Genomic DNA, 21,163 nt, shown 5'->3' on the forward strand with positions numbered 1-21,163 from the left:
ACAATCCTCCCATTGTGTAAAGGCAAGCGCCTGACCATCGAGCTTAAAGATCAGGCAGCTTGCTGGCACACTAAAAGTCACCAATTAAGCCTGTCTAGAATCTAATGCTGTTTTATTTTTTAAGATGCCATTCCTGCAGCCTTTGGCTGATTTCTTCATAATTTTCAGCCCAATACTTGGGATCCATGACAACTTGGCTTTCTGCCAATTCTGGAGACTGACCGAGTCTTTCCTGAACTTCTGCAGGCAATAATTCAATCGCCTTCGTATTTACAGGTGAATAATCGATTGTTTCAGAGAAAGCAGCTTGAACTTCTGCACTAGTTGCAAAGTTGATGAATTCCATAGCTAAATCTTTATTTTTGCTGCCCTTTGGAACTGCCCATGCTTCACTTGATAAAGTCGCTTGATTATAATGAAGATCAACAGGGGCATTGTCCTTTTTAGCTTCTGTAATCCGTCCATTCCAAGCAGTGGATATAGTGACAGTGCCAGTGGAAAGAAGTTCAACTGGCTGTGCACCAGCATCCCACCATACTATTTCAGTTTTGGCTTTCAGTTTATCAAGGCTTTCAAATGCTCGATCCACATCCAGCGGGTATAGGTCTTCAGGTTTTACACCATCTGCCATTAGAGCGATTTCCAATGTTTCAAGCGGGTCGTTATACAAACCGCGTGCTCCGGGGAATTTTTCGGTATCCCAAAAATCCTTCCAAGTTTGAGGATGGGTATCTCCGGAAAACTTGTCCGTGCTGAAAGCGATGACGGATGAATACATTTCCGCACCAACGGAATAATCATTGATCATTTCAGGAATGATATCTTCCTTGCTGACAATATCATAGTCAATTGCCTCTAATAGCCCTTGTTCTCCTGCCTGTTCTCCCCAAAACGTATCAATATTTACCACATCCCAGGTCACATTGCCGCCTTCCACCATGGCTTTTAACTTTCCATAGTCGGTTGGTGACTCAACTTCGATTTTTACATTGAATTCCTCTTCAAACGGTTTAAAGATGGTATCTTTACGCGCATCTGTAACAGCTCCGCCCCAGTCAACTACAACCAATGTTTCGGGTTTTCCTCCTCCGGACCCAGAGCTTTCGGAGCCTCCGCCGCACGCAGCAGTAAACAGCATAGCGGATGAAACCACCCCTGCTAATAATGCTTTCTTTAACATTCTTTTTCCCCCTAAAAATTTCAAGTTTTATTTCTATTGACTGCTTTTTGCTTTAACCGCCCGTTCGGAAAGCCATCCTTGGAGCAGATAAACAAATACAATACCAATAATCAGAACGGACGAGATGGCTGCAATGGTCGGATCGACCTGCGTTCTAAGGTCTTCCCACATTTTTACAGGCAGCGTTTTTGTCGTTGGTCCTGCTAAAAAGATCGTAACGACAAGCTCATCAAATGATGTAAGAAAGGCGAACAATGCTCCTGAAAAAATAGCGGGGCGTATAAATGGGACGGTCACTTTAAAAAATGCTTCGACCGGCGTAGAACCAAGTCCCATGGCCGCAAGCTCCAGGTTGCGGTCCATCCCCTTTAAACTCGCCATCACGGTGACAAATACCATTGGTATGGACAGAATCGAATGAGAGAGAACCATTCCTGTCATCGTTCCCGTTAACTGTAACGGTGAGAAAAATCGAAACAACGCAATACCGACAATAATTACTGGGATGATCATCGGAGCCACCATGAGCCCCATGAATAATTGTTTGCCCGGAAAATTCAGCCGAATTACAGCGTTTGCGGCAAGTGTTCCAATAATGACCGCTAATATTGTTGTGAAGAACGAGATTTGCAAACTCCGAAATAAGCTTTCCATCCATGATACATCTTCAAAAAATGCCTGATACCACTTAATGGAATATCCCGGTGGCGGGAATTGAAAATACGATACCGAAGTAAATGACATGACAAAAATGATGATAATTGGCGCCAACAAAGCCGTTAGTATGAGAGCAACGGTTCCTTTTAACCACATTTTTTATGTCACATCCTTTAACACAGCATGATTGCGTAAAACTAGAAAAGCCAATCCCAATATCACAATTGTTACGATAAAAAGCACTAATGATAAAGCTGAAGCCATGTGCCAGTTGAGCGTCTTGTTAATGTAATTTTCAATGACCATGGAAATCATCATTTCACTTGATCCCCCAAGTAAAGCGGGGGTGACAAAAAATCCGAGGCTCATTACGAAAACCAAAAGAGATCCTGCTAAAATGCCCGGCAACGAAAGAGGAAAATTGATTTGAAAAAAAGCCGCAATAGGACGTGCTCCCAGCCCTTCCGCTGCCTGATAAAGCCGCTGGTCAATCCCTTTCATGACGGAATAAAGGCTGAAAAACATGAATGGATACAGAACATGCACCATCCCGATCACAACACCGGTTGTGGTATATAAAAGCTTGATCGGTTCATCGATAATGCCGAGAGCCATGAGAGCCTGATTAATGACCCCTTGGTCTTGTAGCATGACTATCCAAGAAAAAGTCCGGACCAGGAGGCTAATCCAGAAAGGAATCATCGCCAAGGCCAGAATCATATTTTTCCATAAATTTGATTCAATCCTGATCAAAAGATAAGCGATCGGATAGGAGATCAGTAAAGAAATAACCGTTACAAGAAATGAAATTTTTAATGTAATCCAAATGACATCCAAATAAACTTTATTAGTGAAAATATGCTGCATATGTTCTAGAGTAAAAGCCCCGCTGCTGTCAGCGATGCCAAGCTTAAACAGCTCGATCATTGGATAAAGCAGCAGTACAACGACATAAGCCAATGGTATGATTGCCAATAGCCATTTCAAACCCGGAATCTTTGTAAAAAGCCCCGGTGTTGGAACGCTGTAACTTCTGATAGGCTGTTTCTCTTGCTTTGCATCTATCACTGTACATCACTTCCTTTTTCATAGACTTATCCGGAATTATGAGGACGCCGCCTTTAATGGACCGCTTACATTTTCAGACGATTCATCTTCCAATATCGTGGCGTCTTGGGGATTCCAGCCAAAAGTCAATTCCTCCCCTACAGTGATTGCATGGGACAATAATGAAGGGACTTTGATCTTCATCTCTTCTCCTTCTTTAGTTTTTACAAGGATGATAAGCGCCTCCCCCACATATATGACGGACATCACTTTAGCTTTGAGTGTGTTTTTCAAGGCCTTCCCTGCTTCAGCCAATTGAATGTTTTCGGGACGAAGAGCAATCAATACTGATGTTGTATCGAATGACTGATCTCTGCTTTGGATTGTAACCATCTGGCCATTTTGTAATTGAATGTTGGCATTTTCGGAATCCTCGTTAAGAACTGTTCCTTTTAACAAGTTAATATCACCTATGAATTCAGCAACAAATCGATTTTTAGGATACTTATATAAGTTTTCAGGTGTATCGATTTGTTCGATTCCTCCATTGTTCATCACACAGATCCTGTCGGACATCGTTAACGCTTCCTCCTGGTCATGAGTAACAGAGATGGTGGTTATTCCCAAACTTTCCTGAATGCTTTTAATCTCGATCTGCATACGCTGGCGCAAATTTTTATCCAGTGCACTTAAAGGCTCGTCCAATAAGAGGAGAGGCGGGCTGAAAACAATCGCTCTGGCTAATGCAACGCGTTGTTGCTGACCTCCACTCATTTGAGCAGGATAATGCCCTGCATACTGTTCCAAGTGGACAATCTTTAAAACTTCCTCAACTTTATGTTTTATTTCCTGCTTTCTCAGTTTGCGCTTCTTCAATGGATAAGCAATGTTCTCGGCCACAGTCATATGAGGAAAAAGGGCATAGTTCTGAAAAACCATGCCAATATTTCTTTCATAAGGCTTTTTAGAAGAGATATTCTCATTTTTTAACATGATAGATCCGGAACTGACTTCTTCAAATCCTGCAATCAGTTTCAACAGTGTTGTCTTGCCTGAACCGCTTGGTCCAAGAATCGTAAAGAACTCTCCTTGCTCAACCGTTAAATTCGCATTATTTACCGCTCTGAACTTTTTGTAGTACTTCGTGACATTTTGAATCTCTAAGTTGCTTGTCATCAAGTTGCCCCTCCCCTATTTAAAAATCAATTCTGAATATTAAACTTAAAATTTATCACTTCCAAAAATTCGACAAAAAGAAAGGATGCCGGAATGACTCTATTCAAAACGCTTACATTTACTCGTATTCTATTTGCTAATAAAGCTTCTACAAAATTTGTCATTTTTTTTAGTATAGTTTAAATAGTATCTTGAATTTCCATAAATGTAAAATATATAATAAAATTAGAATATATATATTTTATATATAAGGGTGATTAAATGGATATGCAGAAGCTAAAATACTTTATCGCTGTTGTGGAGAATGGCACCGTTTCAAAGGCTGCCAAGGTCTTGAATATGACTCAGCCGCCCTTAAGCATGCTCTTAAAGAAATTCGAAGAGGAGATAGGGATACAATTATTCAGGAGGGAAGGAAAGCGTCTATTTCTGACAGACTCCGGTCAAATGGTTTATCAACGGGGGATAGAATTATTGGCGAGCTCGGAGGCCATTCTTCAGGAGGCACGGGAATATCAGAAGGATCATCGTGGCACCGTATCCATCGGATGTGCGACAGTATCCAACTTTTCATTGATTCCGGAAGTAATCAAACGGATGAATGATCGAAGCATCAATATATCCACTCACGTAAAAGAAGGCTCAACACCATTCATTCTCGAACATCTACGCTTCCATAAAGTGGATATAGGAATCATAAGAAATGTTTATAATAGGGATGATTTAATTACTACCAAACTATTATCCGAGCCGATAATGGTTGCTGTGCCTCCAAATCATCCGCTTGCCGAAAAAAGTTCCGTAACGTTGGAAGCGTTAAAAAATGAAAACTTCCTTCTTCATCACTCTTCATATGAATATAATATTTCGGATAATATCATCATGGAATGCAAGAAAAGTGGGTTTTCACCTAATATCATTTATTGGGGAACTGAAACATTGCCTATGCTTGGTATGGTTAATGCTGGCATGGGGATTGCATTTCCACCTAAATCAGTCATTAAAAGCGTGGGCGTCTCCCTTCCGCCAATGCTTGAGCTCATCAATCCTGAAATCATCACCACCTTGAATTTAGTCACTGTAAAAAACAATGTAAAAAAAGAAGCCGTTGACATCTTTTTGAAAATAACAAAAGAAGTTATTGCGGAGATTGAGGAGGATTTTATACTATACTGAACCCACACATTTCTCCTCAATCAGCGCGGGAATATTAACAACTTAAGTATTTTTTCACTTTCTAACAAAGAAATGAACTGGCCCCTGTCAAATAGACAGGGGCCAGTTCATAACAACAAAGCTGTTCGCTTTTTACTTCACATACTCCTCCAGCTTCTGGTCTCTTTCTTCTTTCTCTTCCTCCGAAGCCAAATCGTATTTCTTCAAAAGATGGAATACTTCATTCAAGGTTTCCTGCGGCTGCTCACTTTGCAAAAATTGCCCCAGCCCTTCTGCCAGACTTGCAGGCAAAAATTTCACCTGGCTTTCCAGCTTTCCAACTACGTCCTCACGAGAGTGGTCGATGTTGCATTTGCTCATTCCTATCACCCCTTTCTATAAGGAGAAGCGCAAGGCGCCCGCCTATCGGCGACAAGCACAAGACGAATTTTGATGAGGGAGCTTTTCAGCCACCACAGCAAAGCTGCTTACTTAATTACATCGTGAGAAACATCTCCGAATAGGCTTCATGCAGCTTTGCGACGAGCTGAACAAAGCTTCCTCGAATATGCTATGGCGCAGGAGCACAATCTTCCTGAATAAGCCTCCTGGCAGCTTGTGACCTCGAGCCGATGGCGCCTGGCCGACTATAATGCGCCACGTCCTGTGGCGCCGTCAGCAATAGAACCTCCTGTCCTTCGGAGCTAGACATAACATACCCTTGTTTGAATAGAAAATTTAGCTTAAACGATAAAAACAGCTGGCTATCTTTTCAACATTTCCTCCAGCCGCGCAAGCTTTTCGTTGCGCTCTTTTCTAGCCTCGATGGCCTGGTCCAATGTGATGGCGACAAACCGGCATGTTGACAGCGGACGGGATTGGGCGATGAGGTCCAAATCCTGGCTGATGACTGTTCCGATGGTGACAAAACCGCCCCCTGTCGTAGCGTCATTTTGCAAGACGATCAGTTCCTCTTCATTCGTAAACATGAGTCCACCGATTGGATAAGCAAAGTCTACGACATTCGTATAACTTCTCCCCGCTCCAAAGGGCGGGTCTTCCTCGATAAAAGATACTTTTGCCCCGGTATACCGATAGGCGACCCGGTTCGATTCCGGTGACACGGTCCATTCCGAATTTAAGAACGTCTTCAATCCTTGATCGCTGATCATATGCCCCTTGATCCCCATCGTTACCCGGATTTCCTGCATTCTGCTAAAAGCGGGGATAAAATCAGCTGGAACCGACATGCCCGCTTGTTTGAAGACCCCTGGAAGCGGTTCGTTTATTTGAACCTGGTCCCCCTTTTCCAGCTTTCTTCCTTTGAAACCGCCTATTTTACTTAATTCATAGGTGGACCTGCTGCCCAGCACTTCAGGAACATCAATTCCCCCTGACACACATAAGAAGGCCTTTACACCTTCCCGGCACGCGTTCAAGGAAAGCACATCCCCTTCTTGTACCGAAGTCGCTTCCCAAAAATCGACAGGACGGCCGTTTATAGAAGCTTGCATCGGAGCCCCTGTCAAGGCAATGACCGTACTTTTATGAAAACACATCTTTCCGCCAAACAGCGTCATTTCCAGGCCGGCAAAGTCCACCGGATTTCCGACAAGCAGATTCCCTGCCATGAATGAATATTTATCGGCTGCTCCGGAAGGCGGCACTCCCAAATGATAGTTTCCCAGCCTCCCCAAGTCCTGCACGGTCGACCATAGTCCTGGTTCTATGATTTCTATCATGTTAAAAGTCTCCTGTCAATTCATGGATGTATCCATGGCCTTTTTCTGCGTATTCCAACGGAGAAAGCTCAAGGTTTTTCATTCGGTATTTATATGTGCCTTCTTCCACTGCCGCACGGATCCGGCCATACTCGGACTCGTCGATGGACCGGTACTTCCAAATATCACCCGCCCTGGCTAAAAAATAGGAGTCCAGCTCAGGTAAGTATTTTTCATGGTCAACTACAGGGACGGCAGACATGCCTACAAGCTGGTAGCTTCCCGGGCCGTTTACTGGATAGATGACGTTAAATGCCCCGCCAATGCCAATGCTGCGAGCTGGAGTATTTGTCCTCGGGCTGGCGTATTTCGGCGCCTGGATCATTTCCTCCGGGTGGATGCCCAGCGGGAAATGCCAAGCTGTTCCGGGGAGAAACCCCACCATCGTAATCAAATAAGGAGTGCTGGAATGCTTTTCAATGAATGCTTCCTTATCCTTAAATCCATTCATACGCATGACATATTCAAAGTTGGTCATGTCAGGGGAATCGTGCCGGTCCTTGAACCGTTCGGAGTATTCTCTCGTAACCGGGTCATCATACCAAATCGGGATTTCTACCATCCTTACAGACAGATTCAATTCTTTCGGATTGCTTTTCGTCAAATCGATCTCCCTCAAATAATCCAACAGGTCCCTCGCCGAAATGATATCCGGGTTATAGCGGACCAGATAAGAAGCGTTGGAGGAAGCAATGTCAGTAATGCCCGGTATGTTCCTTTTTCTCAGTTCAGCGGTAATAGCCAATGCCTTAAAATTGCTTTCCACTCTCATATCGCGGGAGATTTCGGCATAAATGTACTCGTCACCGCCAAAATTAAAATTCGTTTCAGGCAATGTAAACATAGTTTCCCCCTTATCCCCTGATCTTTTTCATCCGTCTGCTGATTGTAGCAGGGCTAACCTCCAAAACTTCCGATACTTTAGCCGCTGTACCGTATTTCTTCATGCCGAGTTCTATCAACTGCGTCTCAAGCTCGGTCACAGCTTCTTTCAACGGCATCATCTCCAATACGAGCGGCTGTTTTCTCTTTGATTCATCATCACCGTACAGCACCTTCAAAACAACCTCGCGGTCAATCCACTCTTCCTCGCTAAAAACAATCAATCTCTCAATTATATTTTCCAATTCTCTAATATTTCCGGGCCATCCGTACGTTTCAAGCACTGAAATCGCATCAGGTGTATAGCTCTTCTCTATACTGTACATATGCTTGAACTGTTCTAGAAAATAAACTGCCAATGGAAAAATATCTTCTTTTCTCTCCCGAAGCGGAGGAATTCGGAGTGGAATGACATTCAAGCGGTAAAAGAGATCTTCTCGGAACTCCCCGTTTGCTACCATTGCTTTCAAGTCTTTGTTCGTGGCAGCAATTATCCGGACATCAATTGGAATTGTATCCGTCCCTCCGATGCGTGCGACTTCCCGTTCCTGAATCACCCGGAGCAGCTTCACCTGCATGTTCAACGGAAGATCCCCGATTTCATCAAGAAAAATTGTTCCCGTATTGGCCAGCTCAAATAATCCAGCTTTTCCTCTTCGGTCAGCTCCCGTAAATGCTCCTTTTTCATAACCAAACAGCTCGCTTTCAATCAGCTGCTCAGGAATGGCGCCGCAGTTGACTCGGATAAGAGGACAGTCTTTCCTAGGGCTGGCAGCATGGATTTCATGCGCAAAAATTTCTTTTCCCACCCCGGACTCCCCTTCTAGGAGAATGGTGGAATTCATCTTGGCCGCTCTCCTAAGATTGTTTAAAAGAGAAGCAATTTTTCCAGAACGGTAGACAAGCTGCTTTTCTTCCGTCCGGATAGATGGAGCATCCTCCTCTTTTTGTTCATGGGGTGGTGCAGTCGAAGTGATCTCACGCGAAAGGATGACCACTTTTTCCAGTTTTCCCTCATGATAGACTGGCGTGGCGACAGACCAGATCCGGGTATTGCTAGAGGATTCCTGGATGGAGGTCACTTTCTTTTTCTGGCCGACACACATCTCAAAAATATCTGGCTGAAAAATCTTCGTCCTCGCAAAATCCCTTATTTGCTTCCCAATAATCTGATCCGCTTCTTCCATTTTCCAAAAACTTCTTAAAAATTTTCCGGCTACGCGAAGAATGATTCCTTTTTCATCAATGACTAAAATCTGCTCATTGGATGAATCATAGACTGCCTGCAAATCAGAATACAGATGTCGGACAAAGTCCAGTTCCTGAACAGCCTCCTCGAATTCTTCCCGGAGGTAAAACATATGCACCAGCCCTGTGATTTCTCCTTCAATTTTTAGCGGGTAAAAATTTCCGCTCATTTGTTTGAAGTTGATTGTACTGTTCACACTGACTAGCGTCTCTCCAGAGAGCACCCTCTGTAAGTCCTTTTCAGTTGTCAAAAGCGCTTCATAATTTCGTGCTAAAAGAAAAGACCTGGGCAGGCCCAAAAATCTTTCCGCAGTTTCGTTCATGAATTCAATTTCAAATTGGCTGTTCGTCCTAACAATACCGACTCCCGCACCATGGATGATTTCATTTAAATGAATCAACTGCAGTTCATTGATTTGGTGGCGGGCATTCCTGACCGTGCTGTACCCAGCAACATCGCCTTTTGAATCTACCCCTATCACAGTTGTAACATTATGAAAGAACTCTACCGGAATCGCATCAGGAACCTTTAATATATCGTTTTTATATTTAATCGGTTCATCTAGGCTCTGTCCCGTTTCAATCTGTTCTAGTAAACAACTGTTTGTAATATAGCCAACCAGTGCATCTTGCTCTTCAACAAAGGCGATATCAGTTCGCTCACTAGTAATCTTTTGAATAACCGATTTAATCGAATCATCATATCCGACCACTACTGTAATCGGTTTCAGGATGTCTTTCCAGAGAATCAAAGGATCCCTCCTATTCCGGGGAAGAGGTATTTCTTCTAAAAATAGAAAATATTAGTTTTAAAAAATATTCCCTTAAAATGACTATTGCTTTGTACAGATACGACGCCTTTCTATTATTATAAACTCATTCTATCAAATTTGCCGATAGATTTTCCGAGCCGTGTTATACGCATCGGGAGTATCGATATCATATAAAATTCCTTGGTCTTCCACTGGAAGCTTCCTTCTGATCGGAAAACGGTCCATGATCGCTTTTGCGCCCTGATCTCCTCGAATTTCCTGGAACCATTCCGCTTTTACATGGCCGAAAAAGACCGGATGTCCTGCAGTCCCTTTATAACTGGGCTGCAGGACAAACGGTTCGTCTTTTTCGGTGAGCATGAAATTACCAAGCTCATATATGTCACAGATCGTTTCCTGTGACATAAATGGAAGGTCACCAAGAAACACCATCACGCCGGAATGGTGTTCGTTGATTTGGCTCATGGCCAATTTTAAAGATGTCCCCTGTCCCTTACTGTAATCATTGTTTACCACCCACCGAAAACGAGAGTCTTCAATGCAGATTGTGTGCCGAATGGCTTCCGCCTTATGTCCGATGACTGCGATGATCTCGGAAAAGTCTTCTGCAAGTGTACGGTCAATGATATGTTCCAGCATAGGACGCTCTCCCAGAGGCAACAGCTGCTTTGCCGTGCCCATCCTGGAAGAAGTTCCTGCTGCAAGGATGATTGCACTTGTTGTTTGTCTCATATGTGTACCTTCCTAAGATTGATTGGCTGCCGCCTGCCCTAAATGGATATAATTTGAACCCTGTAAAAATCCGCCTTCATGTCCTTTTTGAACCGCTATAATTTCTGCCACGATGCTGATGGCGATTTCCTCCGGCGTTTCCGAACCGATATCTAGGCCTATCGGGCTGTGCATTCGTTGCAGCTGCTCATCCGTAAAGTGGATTCCTTCGTCCTCAATGGCCTCAAGCATACGAACACGCCGCTTGCGGGGACCAAGGACGCCGATATACGGAGCGGATGAAGGCAAGACGTACTTTAATGTCTCCCTGTCCCTTTCAATATGATGATTCATGATAATCACATATGTATGGCTGCCAATCTTCACTTGGTCGTTAAATTTTGCAGTATCTGCCAAAATCCTTTCAGTACCCGGAAATCGTTCTTCACTGTTGTAATAAGTCCTGGGGTCGACAACCGTCGTTTTCCATCCAAGCGACACCGCATACTTGGCCACGGGAACGGCGTCATGCCCCGCTCCAAAAATAATAATTTCTGATGGTGGCGTAAATACATCTATGAAAATATCAATATCCCGTCCTGTTTCCGCCATAAATGTGCGAGACTCGGATTTCGGATTTTTTTCGTTCATCTTTTGCTGGGTGTATGTGATGACATGCGCTTGAACTGAAGAGTCAGGGAACTCCCCGGCCGGTGCACCTTTTTTGGGAATGAACACGCGTCCAGAGACACCATCTTCTTTTTGTAAAATAGTTGCTAATACGCAAGGCTGCTCTTCTATCATACATGATAGCCAAAGGTCAAACGCTGTATCCTGCGTGAGCGGTACCGGCTCGATATAAATATCGACTGTTCCTGGACAGCCAAGCCCAAGCCCCCAGACGAGATCTTCATCCATATCATACGTTTTTAATAAGGGCTGTCCGCTGCTGATCACCTGCTTCGCCAATTCTGCTACATCTGCTTCAAGACAGCCGCCCGAAACCATTCCGATGACATTTTCCTTTTCATCAATCAGCATCTTAGCGCCTTCCCGGCGGTACGCGGATCCATGAACACGCACGACCGTTGCAAGTGCGGCCTTGATGCCTTCTTTCCTGGTGCTGATGATAGCCTGAATGATTTGCTCATTTTCCGTCAATCTCATTACCTCCTGATCTGAATCTTCTTTGCTAGCCTGATGAATGATTGGGCATCGGATGCTTCAGCAAAAACATCCACATATGGCAGTGCCACTCTCATGCCGCGGGCCGTCGGCTCATATCCTTCGATCTGCAAAAGCGGATTCAGCCAAATGACGTTGGATGTCCTTCTTTGAATCTCCTTCATCGACCAGGCCATGCGGCTAATATCCCCCGCATCCAGGCCATCGCTGGCAATCATGACAACCGTGTCTTTATGGAGCATTTGCGGACCATATTCCTGGACGAATGAAAAAATTGATTCCCCGATGCATGTGCCCCCGCCCCACGAATCCCCCAGTTGATTCAGCACCGGAAGTCCTGCACGGCGGTCGAGCAGTTGATCTGTGACTCTCTTTATTTTTGTGGAAAAAAGGAAGACTTCTATATGCCTCGAATATTCCGACAGCGCATAGGCGAATTGGAGAAAGCGGTGAGCATAAAGAGACATGGAACGGCTCGCGTCACACAATAGCACAAATTTGGCGCCTTTCTTCTTTCGCTTTTTCCAATGAAGGCTGACAGGATCGCCGCCTGTCTGCAGACTTTCTCGCAGTGTCCTTCGAAAATCAACTTTCGTTCCTTTTTTTGCGGAATGATAGGACTGCGATCTTTTCAATACTATTCTTTTAATCATTATTTTGGCGGCTTTCTCCATATCTCCAAGCTCGTCAGGAGGAATATAAGCGTGAAAATCAGCGGATTGCTTAAATGCTGTCCTTGAAGCAACCCACGATAACTTCCGAGCTTCTTCAGCGGCCTCTCCGCTTTGTGGATGGTTTCCGGGCATGCCGGAAGGAACCGGTCCTTGTTTGGATTCACCTTCATTTTGCTTGCGATCATTATCCGCTGGCTTTCTCTGTTCCGATTTCTCTGAATGCTCGCTTTTTTTCTCATCGCTCAAATAATGGAGCAAATCCTCACTCATTTTATTTTCTTTTATGTTAAAAAAGAACTCTTTGAATGCATAATCGAATATAGGCTGCTCTTCCTGCCGGGAGCAGAGAACGAGCTTCAGGCTTGCCTGGAATTGCTCCCTGTTAAAAATATCTATCGTCTGGACAGCTCGGATAGCGTCCATTGTTTCCTGCGGACCAATCAAGAAGTCCCGCTCCCGCAAATGGAGACAGAATTCGAGTATATGGTTGGAAAGTGTTCTCATTTGGATGTTGCAACCCTCCTCTAAACCTTGGCCATAGAAAGAAGGTTCCCCTGATTAATCTCCTTCTCAACCGTCTGCCAGTCTTCCTGGTCCTTGATAAAACAGCCCAAAGTTTGTAGCACCGCGTCTTTGTCCAATTCACTTTGGTTCAGGGCCATCAAGGCAAAGGCCCAGTCGAGACTTTCCGCAATGCCTGGAATCTTCGAAAGCGGCATCTTTCGGACAAGCTGCATCATATTGACGATCTGCTCCGTCAGTTTGTCATTGATTTCCGGCACGCGGGCATGAAGTATGGCGGATTCCTTCTCAGCATCCGGGTATGAAACCCACTGATACAAACAGCGCCTACGCAGTGCATCGCTCAGTTCCCGGGTACGGTTCGACGTCAAAATGACATATGGGGGATATTTCGCCTGAATGGTGCCAAGCTCAGGGATAGTGATCTGTGACTCGGCAAGGGCTTCCAGCAGGAATGCTTCAAATTCCTCATCCGCCCTGTCCACCTCGTCAATCAAAAGGACGGGGGATGAATTCTCGTCCGTCAAGGCATCAAGAATGGGACGTGTGAGGAGAAATGGTTTGCTGAATATCTCGGTTTCTTTTTCTTCAAGAGACGCCCCGCTATTTTCGGTTAACCGAATATGGAGCATCTGCTTGGCATAATTCCATTCATATAAGGCGGAGCTCGCATCAAGCCCCTCATAGCATTGAAGCCTGATTAGACGAGTGTTCAGGGATTTGGCAAGGACCTTTGCAAGTTCCGTTTTGCCGACACCTGCCGGACCTTCGATCAAAAGGGGCTTATTTAGTGCCGTTACGAGATTAAGTGCTGTCAATGTCGCCTGGTCGGTGATGTACCCTTGCTGCCTGAATGCTTCTTCGATTGAGTGTAATTGACCGCTGATGCAAACCACCCCATTTAGAAAAATTGATAGAATAGTGCGCCCTCTGGCAGGGGCTTTCGTACAATGATTTGGATTTCGATTGTTTATCATACATAACTCTGAAATTCGCTTTTTCTCAAGGCAGCTTGGAATCTTACAATCAGAGTTTGTGCATACAACAGAAGGTTTAGGGGCCGCACACCAAAGTGCAGGCCCCCTGATTAGAAAAGCGGAAACGCCTTGGTCAGCCCCGACAAGCATAAGACAATCCCCGCGAGGAGGAAGTTCTTTAGCCACCACAGGGGAGCTACTGATGTCAATCACATGATGCGAAACTCCTCTGAGTATCCTTCGTGTAGCTTTGCGACAAGCTGAACTAGACTCTTTGAAACAGCTATGGCGCAGAGGCACATTCTTGCTTGCAGGTTTATGACCTCGAAGAGCTAGGCTTGGCGCCAAGTGCTGTGGCGCCGTCGGCACTAGACAAAGAAAATGATCACAGTAAAACAGTCTTCAAAGCGCGTGCTGTATAAATCTTGCAAAGCTGTTCCCTGTACTCTTCTGATGCAAAAAGGTCGCTTCCCATATCTGCACTTTCGGCGGCAAGACCCGCTGCCGAGTCGATGACGGATTCAGATGGCACTTGTCCCATCAAGGCTTGTTCAACCGCTTCCGCTCGAAACACCATATCTCCTGCTCCAGTGATCCCCACTTTGACATAATCGATTTTTCCGTCACTATCCGTACCGGCGACAACAGCAACACCGACAACTGGATAGCCTGATGCAGGGTGGAAATATTTCAAATACGTCGATTTCGCATGCGAAGGCGGAATGGCAAATGTCACATTCGTGACAACACCGTTCTCGGGCATCATTGTGATCAATGGCCCGATAATGAAATCATCAAGACTCATCGTCTCCTCGCCGTCTTCCCCTTGAATTGTCAACTCCGCATCCAGAACAATCGCGGCTGCAGGCAGATCCGCTGCTGGATCGGCGTGCGCGATATTCCCCCCGACTGTGCCCCGATTCCGGATTTGAATATCTCCGACTTGGCGGGCTGCTTCCGCCAATACAGGGATATGCTCTTTAATAACAGGATCATTGGCCGCTTCGCGATGAGTTGTCATCGCACCGACAATAACGCGGTCCCCTTCTTTCCGAACGCCTTTTAATTCGGAGATTCTGCTGATATCAATTAATAGTCCAGGCTCTGTCAGTCTGAATTTCATTAAAGGGAGCAGGCTGTGACCACCGGCAATCAACTTGCCTTCCCCGTCGCTTTCCTGTAACAACTGAATGGCCCGCTCAACGGAATCTGCTCGAACATAATCAAATTTAGCAGGAATCATGCTTGTTCCCTCCCCTTTTGAATTGCCCTCCATACTTTTTCAGGAGTCAGCGGCATATCGATATCCGTGATGCCGAATGGCTCGAGCGCATCCACCACCGCATTCATCACCGCCGGAATGGAAGCGGTCGTTCCCGTTTCTCCCACACCCTTGGAGCCCAATGGGTTCACTGGTGATAAAGTTTCTGTAAACGAATTTTCAATTTCAGGGAAAAAGCGCGCTTTCGGCATGGTGTAATCCATGAACGTACCGGACATTAGCTGGCCTTCATCGTTATAGACGATGCCTTCCCACATGGCCTGACCGACTCCCTGAGCGATCCCGCCATGAACCTGTCCAGATGCGGTAAGCGGGTTGATGACACGTCCGACATCATCGACAGCAATATATCGTTTGAGCTCGATTTCTCCTGTATCCTGGTCAATTTCGACTACAACGATATGCGTGCCGAACGGATATACAAAGTTCTCCGGATCAAAGAACGCTTGTCCCTCCAAGGAAGGCTCCATTCCTTCCGGCAGATTCCAGGCATAGTTGGCTGATCTGGCTATTTCTTGGAAAGTTCGTTCACGGCCCGGAACACCTTTTACTTTAAATACACCATTTTCAAACTCGATATCTTCGGTGGACACTTCAAGCTCATGAGCGGCAATCTTTTTTGCCTTATCAACGACCCGGTCGGCAGCCATCGATACAGCCCCGCCCCCAACAGCCGTTGATCGCGATCCATACGTTCCCCAACCCATGGAAACTGATTTGGTATCATTGAAAACGAATTCAATATCATCCATTGGAATTCCCAGCTTATCCGCAACCACCTGGCCAAATGTTGTAGCATGGCCTTGACCGTGTGGTGAAGTTCCTGCGAAAGCAGTCACTTTGCCTGACGGATGGACACGGACAGTGGAGTTTTCCCAGACTCCTCCTTGGAATCCGATGGCCCCGGCAACTGCCGACGGTCCGAATCCGCATAGCTCGACGTATGTAGACAACCCGATGCCGATCAGCTTTCCTTCTTTGCGAAGTTCTTCCTGCTCTTTGCGAAGCTTTTCATAATCAATGATTTCCAAAGCTTTTTTCAACGGCTTTTCATAGTCACCGCTGTCATATACTAGCCCTTGGGCATTCGTATATGGGAAAGCTTCCTTGGGAGCAAAATTCTTTTTCCGGACATCAAGCGGATCCATTCCGATTTCCCTTGCAAACAGATCAATGATCCGTTCAATTTGATATGTCGCTTCCGGCTTTCCTGCTCCGCGGTACGCATCTGTCGGTGTGGTATTCGTATACACTCCGAATGTTTCACAGGACGCGTGCGGAATATCATAGGAACCTGTAATCATCAATCCGAAGTCGATTGTTGGAACTCCAGGGCCCATTGTAGATAAATAAGCACCCATATTAGCTGTGTTTTTAACCCGTATGGCCGTTAATTTCCCGTCGCGGCTTCCTGCCACTTCCACATCAATGATTTCATCCCTGCCATGGTTGGATGCCATAAAGTGCTCGTTGCGCTGCTCAATCCATTTGACTGGCTGCTGCAAGTCCCGTGAGGCGTAGCCGACAAGCGCTTCATCCGGATACACGCCAATTTTCCCTCCGAAACCTCCGCCCATATCAGGGACAATCACCTGCAACTTCGCTTCTGAAATACCGAGTACGCCGGAAAGGACCATCCGGTGGATATGCGGGTTCTGAGATGTACAATAAAGCGTCAATTCTCCTGTAGCAGGATGATAATCGCCAACTGCTGCCCTTGTTTCCATCGGGCTTGGAGCGACCCGCTGAACATGGAAGCTCTCTTTTACAACGACTTCCGCTGTTTTAAAAATTTCTTCCGGAATTTCGCCGGCCTTCCAATGGAAAGCAATATTATTTTCGACCTCATCGTGAACAAGCGGAGCTCCTTCTGCCATTGCTTTCTTTTGATGAACAGCAGGCTCAAGCACCTCGTATTCAACATCGATCAAATCAAGCGCATCCCGTGCAGCATATTTGTCTTCCGCAATCAGCATGGCGACACCGTCACCAACATAACGGACACGGTCAATGGCCAGCGGATACTGGGGCATTTCTTTTAAATTACAGTCAGGAACAAGCCATGATGAAGGGATTCTTCCAATCTTTCCTTCCAAGTCCTTCCCCGTGTAGATTTTTACGACACCCGGGGATTTCAATGCTTCTTCGACATTGATAGATTTGATTTTGGCATGCGCATGAGGACTTCTTAATATGACAGCATGTAGCATGCCGGGCAATTTGATATCATCAGAGAAATATCCCGTCCCTACGAGGAGCTTGGGATCTTCTTTCCTTTTCAAACTGGTTCCAACAACAGTCGTCATTATGAGCGCACCTCCCCAACAGCTTCTTTCGCCGTGACTGGCTGACCGGATTCTGCCATGATCTGTATCGCTTTTTGAACCGCCTTAACGATAAATTGATAGCCTGTACATCTGCAAATGACACCTTCAAGCCCTTCGCGGATTTCCTCTTCCGTTGGATTCGGATTTTCATCTAAAAGCCCGATCATCGCCATCATGACCCCGGAAGTACAATAACCGCACTGAAGTCCATGCTCCTCCCAAAACCCTTGCTGGATTGGATGCATGTTGTCGACCGTACCAATTCCTTCCACTGTCGTCACTTCTGACCCATCTGCCTGCACCGCAAGCAGTGTACAAGATTTTACTGCCCCACCGTCTACCATGACTGTACACGCGCCGCATTGGCTTGTATCGCACCCGATATGTGTGCCTGTCAAACCAAGCTCATCACGCAAAAAGTGGGCAAGCAGCATCCTTGGCTCCGCTTCCGCACTTCTTTCCCGGCCATTGACGGTCATATTCACCTTCATCTTTTCATTTGTCATGAACCGCTCCTCCTCTTAGATATGATAATCACAGGTTTGCGATTTTTTTCGTTTCTTTTTCAATGTCTTTGAAAAACTGTCCCAACAGCAGCTTGGATACGCCTCCCATGACACGCTGGCCGACAGATGCAAGAATGCCGGTGACCTTTACGTCAGCACTGCAGGTAAGTACCGCTCCAGCCTCTGAATCTTCCAATCTCATTTCGGCCTCCGCATCAATTTCACCAGGTTTCCCTTTCCCATGGACAAGCAACTTATAAAACTCCGGCTCCCTTTTTTCCACTTGTCGGACTTCCGCCGTGAATATTCCTTTCACTGGACCTACGTTGATGCCAAGTTCAGCATCATACACATCTTTTTCCACTTCCTCGAAGGATTTACAACCCGGCAAAGCCCCACGCAACACCTCCTTATTTTGTAAAGTATTCCAAAGCGCTTCGACTGAAACGCCTTTAAATGTATGAGAGTTTTCTATTTTCATTGCAGACCACTCCTAGTTGTTTATTAAAAAAACTTCAGCGCCTTGATCAGCACGGGGAAACAAGGCAGTACTTCAGGCATCACAGAAAGCTGATGACTTCAATCACATTATGTGACACTTCCTTGAGTTGATTCGTGAAGCTTTGCGACGAGCTGAACAAGACTTCCTCTAAATAACTTTGGAACAGGAGTACATTATCTTTGAGTACGCTTGCTTACAGACTTGTGACCTCAAGGAGCTAGGCGCTGGCCGCCTCAGACAGCCACATCCTGTGGCTTCGGCAGGCTCAGAACGCGACATCCTGTCGCTTCGCTTGCACTAACACGGCCTGTGCGTCGAAGCTGGAGTAACATCTTTTATAGTTAATTCTAGTTTGTTTTTATACTTTTAAACTTCAGAGAATACTAAAGGTGCCGCTGTCCGTAACCGGATCTGCGGCCGAACCTAAACTGGTTTTCAAACGATTTCCCTTACTGGCACAATCTCCACATCATTGGCTTTCAACGCATGAACAATCGCCTTGGCAAGATCAGGGGCACCCGGCGTATCTCCGTGAATGCATACAGTTTGAGCCTTTACGGAGGCTTCTTTTCCATCATGGGTGATGACTTTCCCTTCCTTGACCATGCGAACAACGCGCTGGGCCATCTCATCGTAGTCCTTGATCGCCTGTCCTTTTCTTGTCAGGACGATTGAGCCGCTTTCCGTATGCTCGCGGTCCGAGTATGTTTCAAGTGCAACCGGAATCCCCATTTTATTCGCTTCTTCCCATACTTCGGAATTGTTAAAAGCAAAAACAATCGTCTCTGGATTCACATCGTGAATGGCTTCAAGCACTGCCCTTGCAATTTCCCTGTCTTCCATCGCCTTCATGAACAAAGCTCCGTGCGGTTTACAATGCTGTATGTCCACCTTCGCCGCCCGGGCAAATTCCCGTAAGGCACCTGTCTGATACGTAATGTAATCCTTCACTTCCTGCGCCGTGCATGTCATATAGCGGCGGCCGAACCCTAGCAGATCAGGAAAGCCGGGATGAGCGCCGATCCCTACACCATACTCCTTTGCCAGTTCAACCGTCCGTCTCATCACCTGCGGATCTCCCGCATGAAATCCACAGGCGATATTCGCCGAAGTGATATATTTCATCATTTCCTCGTCATTTCCCAGCTCATAGAGGGCAAAGCTCTCCCCCATATCGCAGTTCAAATCCACTTTATACAACTCACTCACCCTACTTTCGCTGCTTCTGGAACTCATCCAGAAACTTCGTCGTGTACTCGCCCTTTTTAAAATCGGCATTTTCCATAATGTCATATAGCAGCGGACGATTTGTCGTGATTCCTTCAACCTCCAGCTGTCCAAGCGCTTCCTTCATTTTCTCGATGGCCTGGCTTCGGTCCTCTCCGTAAACAATGACCTTTCCAATCATCGGATCATAAAAAGGTGACACTTTCGTTCCTTCTTCAATCCCGAAATCAAGTCTTGCTTTTTCCGGTAAAACGAGACGCTTGATTGTCCCCGGTGAAGGAAAATATGTCTTCGGATCTTCCGCATACAAGCGGCATTCAATTGCGTGTCCGTCCTTATTTATGTTTGACTGTTCGAATGGAAGCTTCTCGCCAGCAGCCAATTGAAGCTGCAGCTCCACCAGATCCAAACCGGTGATTTCCTCGGTAACAGGATGCTCGACCTGAAGGCGCGTGTTCATTTCCAGGAAGTAAAAGTTTTTCTCCCCATCGAAAATGAACTCCATCGTACCGACATTCGTATAGCCGATATGCTGTACACCGCGGACCGCTGTTTCCAGCAGTTTTTTTCTCAATTCTTCGTCCAAATAAGGAGAAGGGCTTTCCTCCACCACTTTTTGGTTTCTCCGTTGGACGGAACATTCCCGTTCAAACAAGTGAATGACATTTCCATGTTCGTCAGCTGCGATTTGCACTTCGATATGGCGCGGCTCATTGATCCATTTTTCCAAAAATAGGGATCCGTCTCCAAAAAATGTCTCGGCACTCTGTTTGGTGGAATCAAACGCCTTGGTAAGCTCATCAGCATTTTCAACAAGCTTCATGCCGATTCCGCCTCCGCCTGCGCTTGCCTTCAGCATGAGCGGATATCCGATTTCTTCAGCAAGCTCTACCGCTTCTTCTACCGAATTCAACCTGCCGTCCGATCCAGGCACAACTGGGACTCCGGCCTGCTCCATTTGGGAGCGAGCTTCCAGTTTGCTTCCCATCAATTCAATCGCTTTGGCAGTCGGCCCGATGAACGTGATTCCTTCTTCTTCACAGCGGCGCACAAATGCGGCATTTTCTGATAGAAAACCATATCCCGGATGGATAGCATCAGAATTTGTTTCTTTGGCTGCCTGGATGATGTTTTCAACCTCTAGATAGCTTTTCTTTGCCTGCGCTGGTCCGACACAGACAGCTGTCGTTGCCTCTTTGACGAACGGCATCGCTGCATCCGCCTCCGAATAGACGGCAACAGTTTCAATGCCTAGCCGGTGGCATGTCTTAATGATTCTCCTGGCAATTTCACCTCTGTTGGCTATTAACACTCTTTTAAAAAGCACTGACATGTCTCCTTTGCAATACAG

Annotated in this window: 19 protein-coding genes; 1 reads left to right on the forward strand and 18 read right to left on the reverse strand. The window is 45.9% G+C overall.

Features of this window, described 5'->3' with window-relative positions; genetic code table 11:
- Positions 1 to 112: 112 nt before the first annotated feature.
- Genes D4T97_RS14830 through D4T97_RS14845 form a run of 4 tightly spaced genes read right to left on the reverse strand, consistent with a single transcriptional unit; the run spans position 113 to position 4,060 of the window.
- The gene (locus D4T97_RS14830; RefSeq protein ID WP_126051544.1) at positions 113 to 1,180 is read right to left on the reverse strand and encodes an ABC transporter substrate-binding protein; all 1,068 of its coding nucleotides are present in this window, start codon (positions 1,178 to 1,180) and stop codon (positions 113 to 115) included.
- Between the two features lie 33 nt (positions 1,181 to 1,213).
- A complete protein-coding gene (locus D4T97_RS14835; RefSeq protein ID WP_126051545.1) occupies positions 1,214 to 1,993 on the reverse strand; it encodes an ABC transporter permease in 780 nt (259 codons plus the stop codon).
- 3 nt (positions 1,994 to 1,996) lie between these two features.
- Entirely contained in the window at positions 1,997 to 2,905 is a 909-nt protein-coding gene (locus tag D4T97_RS14840) for an ABC transporter permease (RefSeq protein WP_235872268.1), read from the reverse strand.
- Between the two features lie 36 nt (positions 2,906 to 2,941).
- Complete coding sequence (locus D4T97_RS14845) at positions 2,942 to 4,060, reverse strand: ABC transporter ATP-binding protein (protein ID WP_126051546.1); 1,119 nt, start codon at positions 4,058 to 4,060, stop codon at positions 2,942 to 2,944.
- 267 nt (positions 4,061 to 4,327) lie between these two features.
- Between D4T97_RS14845 and D4T97_RS14850 the strand changes: the two genes are divergently transcribed.
- Positions 4,328 to 5,236 (forward strand): LysR family transcriptional regulator, encoded by a 909-nt coding sequence (locus D4T97_RS14850; protein WP_235872269.1) that lies wholly within the window; start codon positions 4,328 to 4,330, stop codon positions 5,234 to 5,236.
- 132 nt (positions 5,237 to 5,368) lie between these two features.
- On the opposite strand, the gene D4T97_RS14855 is transcribed toward D4T97_RS14850, so the two are convergent.
- The 14 genes from D4T97_RS14855 to D4T97_RS14920 all read right to left on the reverse strand — a co-directional run bounded on the left by D4T97_RS14855 (position 5,369) and on the right by D4T97_RS14920 (position 21,145).
- Entirely contained in the window at positions 5,369 to 5,596 is a 228-nt protein-coding gene (locus D4T97_RS14855; RefSeq protein ID WP_126051548.1) for a group-specific protein, read from the reverse strand.
- 383 nt (positions 5,597 to 5,979) lie between these two features.
- A complete protein-coding gene (locus D4T97_RS14860; RefSeq protein ID WP_126051549.1) occupies positions 5,980 to 6,957 on the reverse strand; it encodes a 5-oxoprolinase subunit C family protein in 978 nt (325 codons plus the stop codon).
- A 1-nt stretch (position 6,958) separates the two neighbouring features.
- Entirely contained in the window at positions 6,959 to 7,840 is an 882-nt protein-coding gene (locus D4T97_RS14865) for a 5-oxoprolinase subunit B family protein (protein ID WP_126051550.1), read from the reverse strand.
- A gap of 10 nt (positions 7,841 to 7,850) precedes the next feature.
- On the reverse strand, positions 7,851 to 9,878 hold the full coding sequence (locus D4T97_RS14870) for a sigma 54-interacting transcriptional regulator (protein WP_126051551.1): 2,028 nt from the start codon (positions 9,876 to 9,878) through the stop codon (positions 7,851 to 7,853).
- Positions 9,879 to 10,010: 132 nt separating this feature from the next.
- Positions 10,011 to 10,631 (reverse strand): nucleotidyltransferase family protein, encoded by a 621-nt coding sequence (locus D4T97_RS14875; RefSeq protein ID WP_126051552.1) that lies wholly within the window; start codon positions 10,629 to 10,631, stop codon positions 10,011 to 10,013.
- A 12-nt stretch (positions 10,632 to 10,643) separates the two neighbouring features.
- Positions 10,644 to 11,771, reverse strand: coding sequence for an XdhC family protein (locus D4T97_RS14880; protein WP_126051553.1), 1,128 nt, complete (start codon positions 11,769 to 11,771; stop codon positions 10,644 to 10,646).
- Positions 11,772 to 11,776: 5 nt separating this feature from the next.
- The gene (locus D4T97_RS14885) at positions 11,777 to 12,973 is read right to left on the reverse strand and encodes a vWA domain-containing protein (protein WP_126051554.1); all 1,197 of its coding nucleotides are present in this window, start codon (positions 12,971 to 12,973) and stop codon (positions 11,777 to 11,779) included.
- Between the two features lie 20 nt (positions 12,974 to 12,993).
- Positions 12,994 to 14,181, reverse strand: a complete 1,188-nt coding sequence (locus tag D4T97_RS14890; protein WP_235872270.1) for an AAA family ATPase — start codon at positions 14,179 to 14,181, stop codon at positions 12,994 to 12,996.
- Positions 14,182 to 14,353: 172 nt separating this feature from the next.
- The gene (locus D4T97_RS14895) at positions 14,354 to 15,211 is read right to left on the reverse strand and encodes an FAD binding domain-containing protein (RefSeq protein WP_126051555.1); all 858 of its coding nucleotides are present in this window, start codon (positions 15,209 to 15,211) and stop codon (positions 14,354 to 14,356) included.
- Positions 15,208 to 17,556: a xanthine dehydrogenase family protein molybdopterin-binding subunit gene (locus D4T97_RS14900; RefSeq protein WP_126051556.1), complete on the reverse strand. Its 2,349-nt coding sequence runs from the start codon at positions 17,554 to 17,556 to the stop codon at positions 15,208 to 15,210. The genes D4T97_RS14895 and D4T97_RS14900 overlap by 4 nt, the downstream gene beginning before the upstream one ends.
- Entirely contained in the window at positions 17,556 to 18,083 is a 528-nt protein-coding gene (locus tag D4T97_RS14905; RefSeq protein ID WP_126051557.1) for a (2Fe-2S)-binding protein, read from the reverse strand. The genes D4T97_RS14900 and D4T97_RS14905 overlap by 1 nt, the downstream gene beginning before the upstream one ends.
- A 28-nt stretch (positions 18,084 to 18,111) precedes the next feature.
- Positions 18,112 to 18,564, reverse strand: a complete 453-nt coding sequence (locus D4T97_RS14910; protein ID WP_126051558.1) for a CoxG family protein — start codon at positions 18,562 to 18,564, stop codon at positions 18,112 to 18,114.
- Positions 18,565 to 19,020: 456 nt separating this feature from the next.
- The gene (locus D4T97_RS14915) at positions 19,021 to 19,785 is read right to left on the reverse strand and encodes a LamB/YcsF family protein (protein ID WP_126051668.1); all 765 of its coding nucleotides are present in this window, start codon (positions 19,783 to 19,785) and stop codon (positions 19,021 to 19,023) included.
- 10 nt (positions 19,786 to 19,795) lie between these two features.
- The gene (locus D4T97_RS14920) at positions 19,796 to 21,145 is read right to left on the reverse strand and encodes an acetyl-CoA carboxylase biotin carboxylase subunit (RefSeq protein ID WP_126051559.1); all 1,350 of its coding nucleotides are present in this window, start codon (positions 21,143 to 21,145) and stop codon (positions 19,796 to 19,798) included.
- Positions 21,146 to 21,163: the final 18 nt, after the last annotated feature.

Source organism: Siminovitchia acidinfaciens (genome assembly GCF_003605385.1).
GTDB classification, from domain to species: domain Bacteria; phylum Bacillota; class Bacilli; order Bacillales; family Bacillaceae_C; genus Siminovitchia; species Siminovitchia acidinfaciens.

Bases quoted from the DNA above. Each gene is read 5' to 3' on its own strand.
- D4T97_RS14830 (WP_126051544.1), bottom strand. From the start codon at position 1,180: ATGTTAAAGAAAGCATTATTAGCAGGGGTGGTTTCATCCGCTATGCTG.
- D4T97_RS14835 (WP_126051545.1), bottom strand. From the start codon at position 1,993: ATGTGGTTAAAAGGAACCGTTGCTCTCATACTAACGGCTTTGTTGGCG.
- D4T97_RS14845 (WP_126051546.1), bottom strand. From the start codon at position 4,060: ATGACAAGCAACTTAGAGATTCAAAATGTCACGAAGTACTACAAAAAG.
- D4T97_RS14850 (WP_235872269.1), top strand. From the start codon at position 4,328: ATGCAGAAGCTAAAATACTTTATCGCTGTTGTGGAGAATGGCACCGTT.
- D4T97_RS14855 (WP_126051548.1), bottom strand. From the start codon at position 5,596: ATGAGCAAATGCAACATCGACCACTCTCGTGAGGACGTAGTTGGAAAG.
- D4T97_RS14860 (WP_126051549.1), bottom strand. From the start codon at position 6,957: ATGATAGAAATCATAGAACCAGGACTATGGTCGACCGTGCAGGACTTG.
- D4T97_RS14865 (WP_126051550.1), bottom strand. From the start codon at position 7,840: ATGTTTACATTGCCTGAAACGAATTTTAATTTTGGCGGTGACGAGTAC.
- D4T97_RS14875 (WP_126051552.1), bottom strand. From the start codon at position 10,631: ATGAGACAAACAACAAGTGCAATCATCCTTGCAGCAGGAACTTCTTCC.
- D4T97_RS14885 (WP_126051554.1), bottom strand. From the start codon at position 12,973: ATGAGAACACTTTCCAACCATATACTCGAATTCTGTCTCCATTTGCGG.
- D4T97_RS14895 (WP_126051555.1), bottom strand. From the start codon at position 15,211: ATGATTCCTGCTAAATTTGATTATGTTCGAGCAGATTCCGTTGAGCGG.
- D4T97_RS14900 (WP_126051556.1), bottom strand. From the start codon at position 17,556: ATGACGACTGTTGTTGGAACCAGTTTGAAAAGGAAAGAAGATCCCAAG.
- D4T97_RS14905 (WP_126051557.1), bottom strand. From the start codon at position 18,083: ATGACAAATGAAAAGATGAAGGTGAATATGACCGTCAATGGCCGGGAA.
- D4T97_RS14910 (WP_126051558.1), bottom strand. From the start codon at position 18,564: ATGAAAATAGAAAACTCTCATACATTTAAAGGCGTTTCAGTCGAAGCG.
- D4T97_RS14920 (WP_126051559.1), bottom strand. From the start codon at position 21,145: ATGTCAGTGCTTTTTAAAAGAGTGTTAATAGCCAACAGAGGTGAAATT.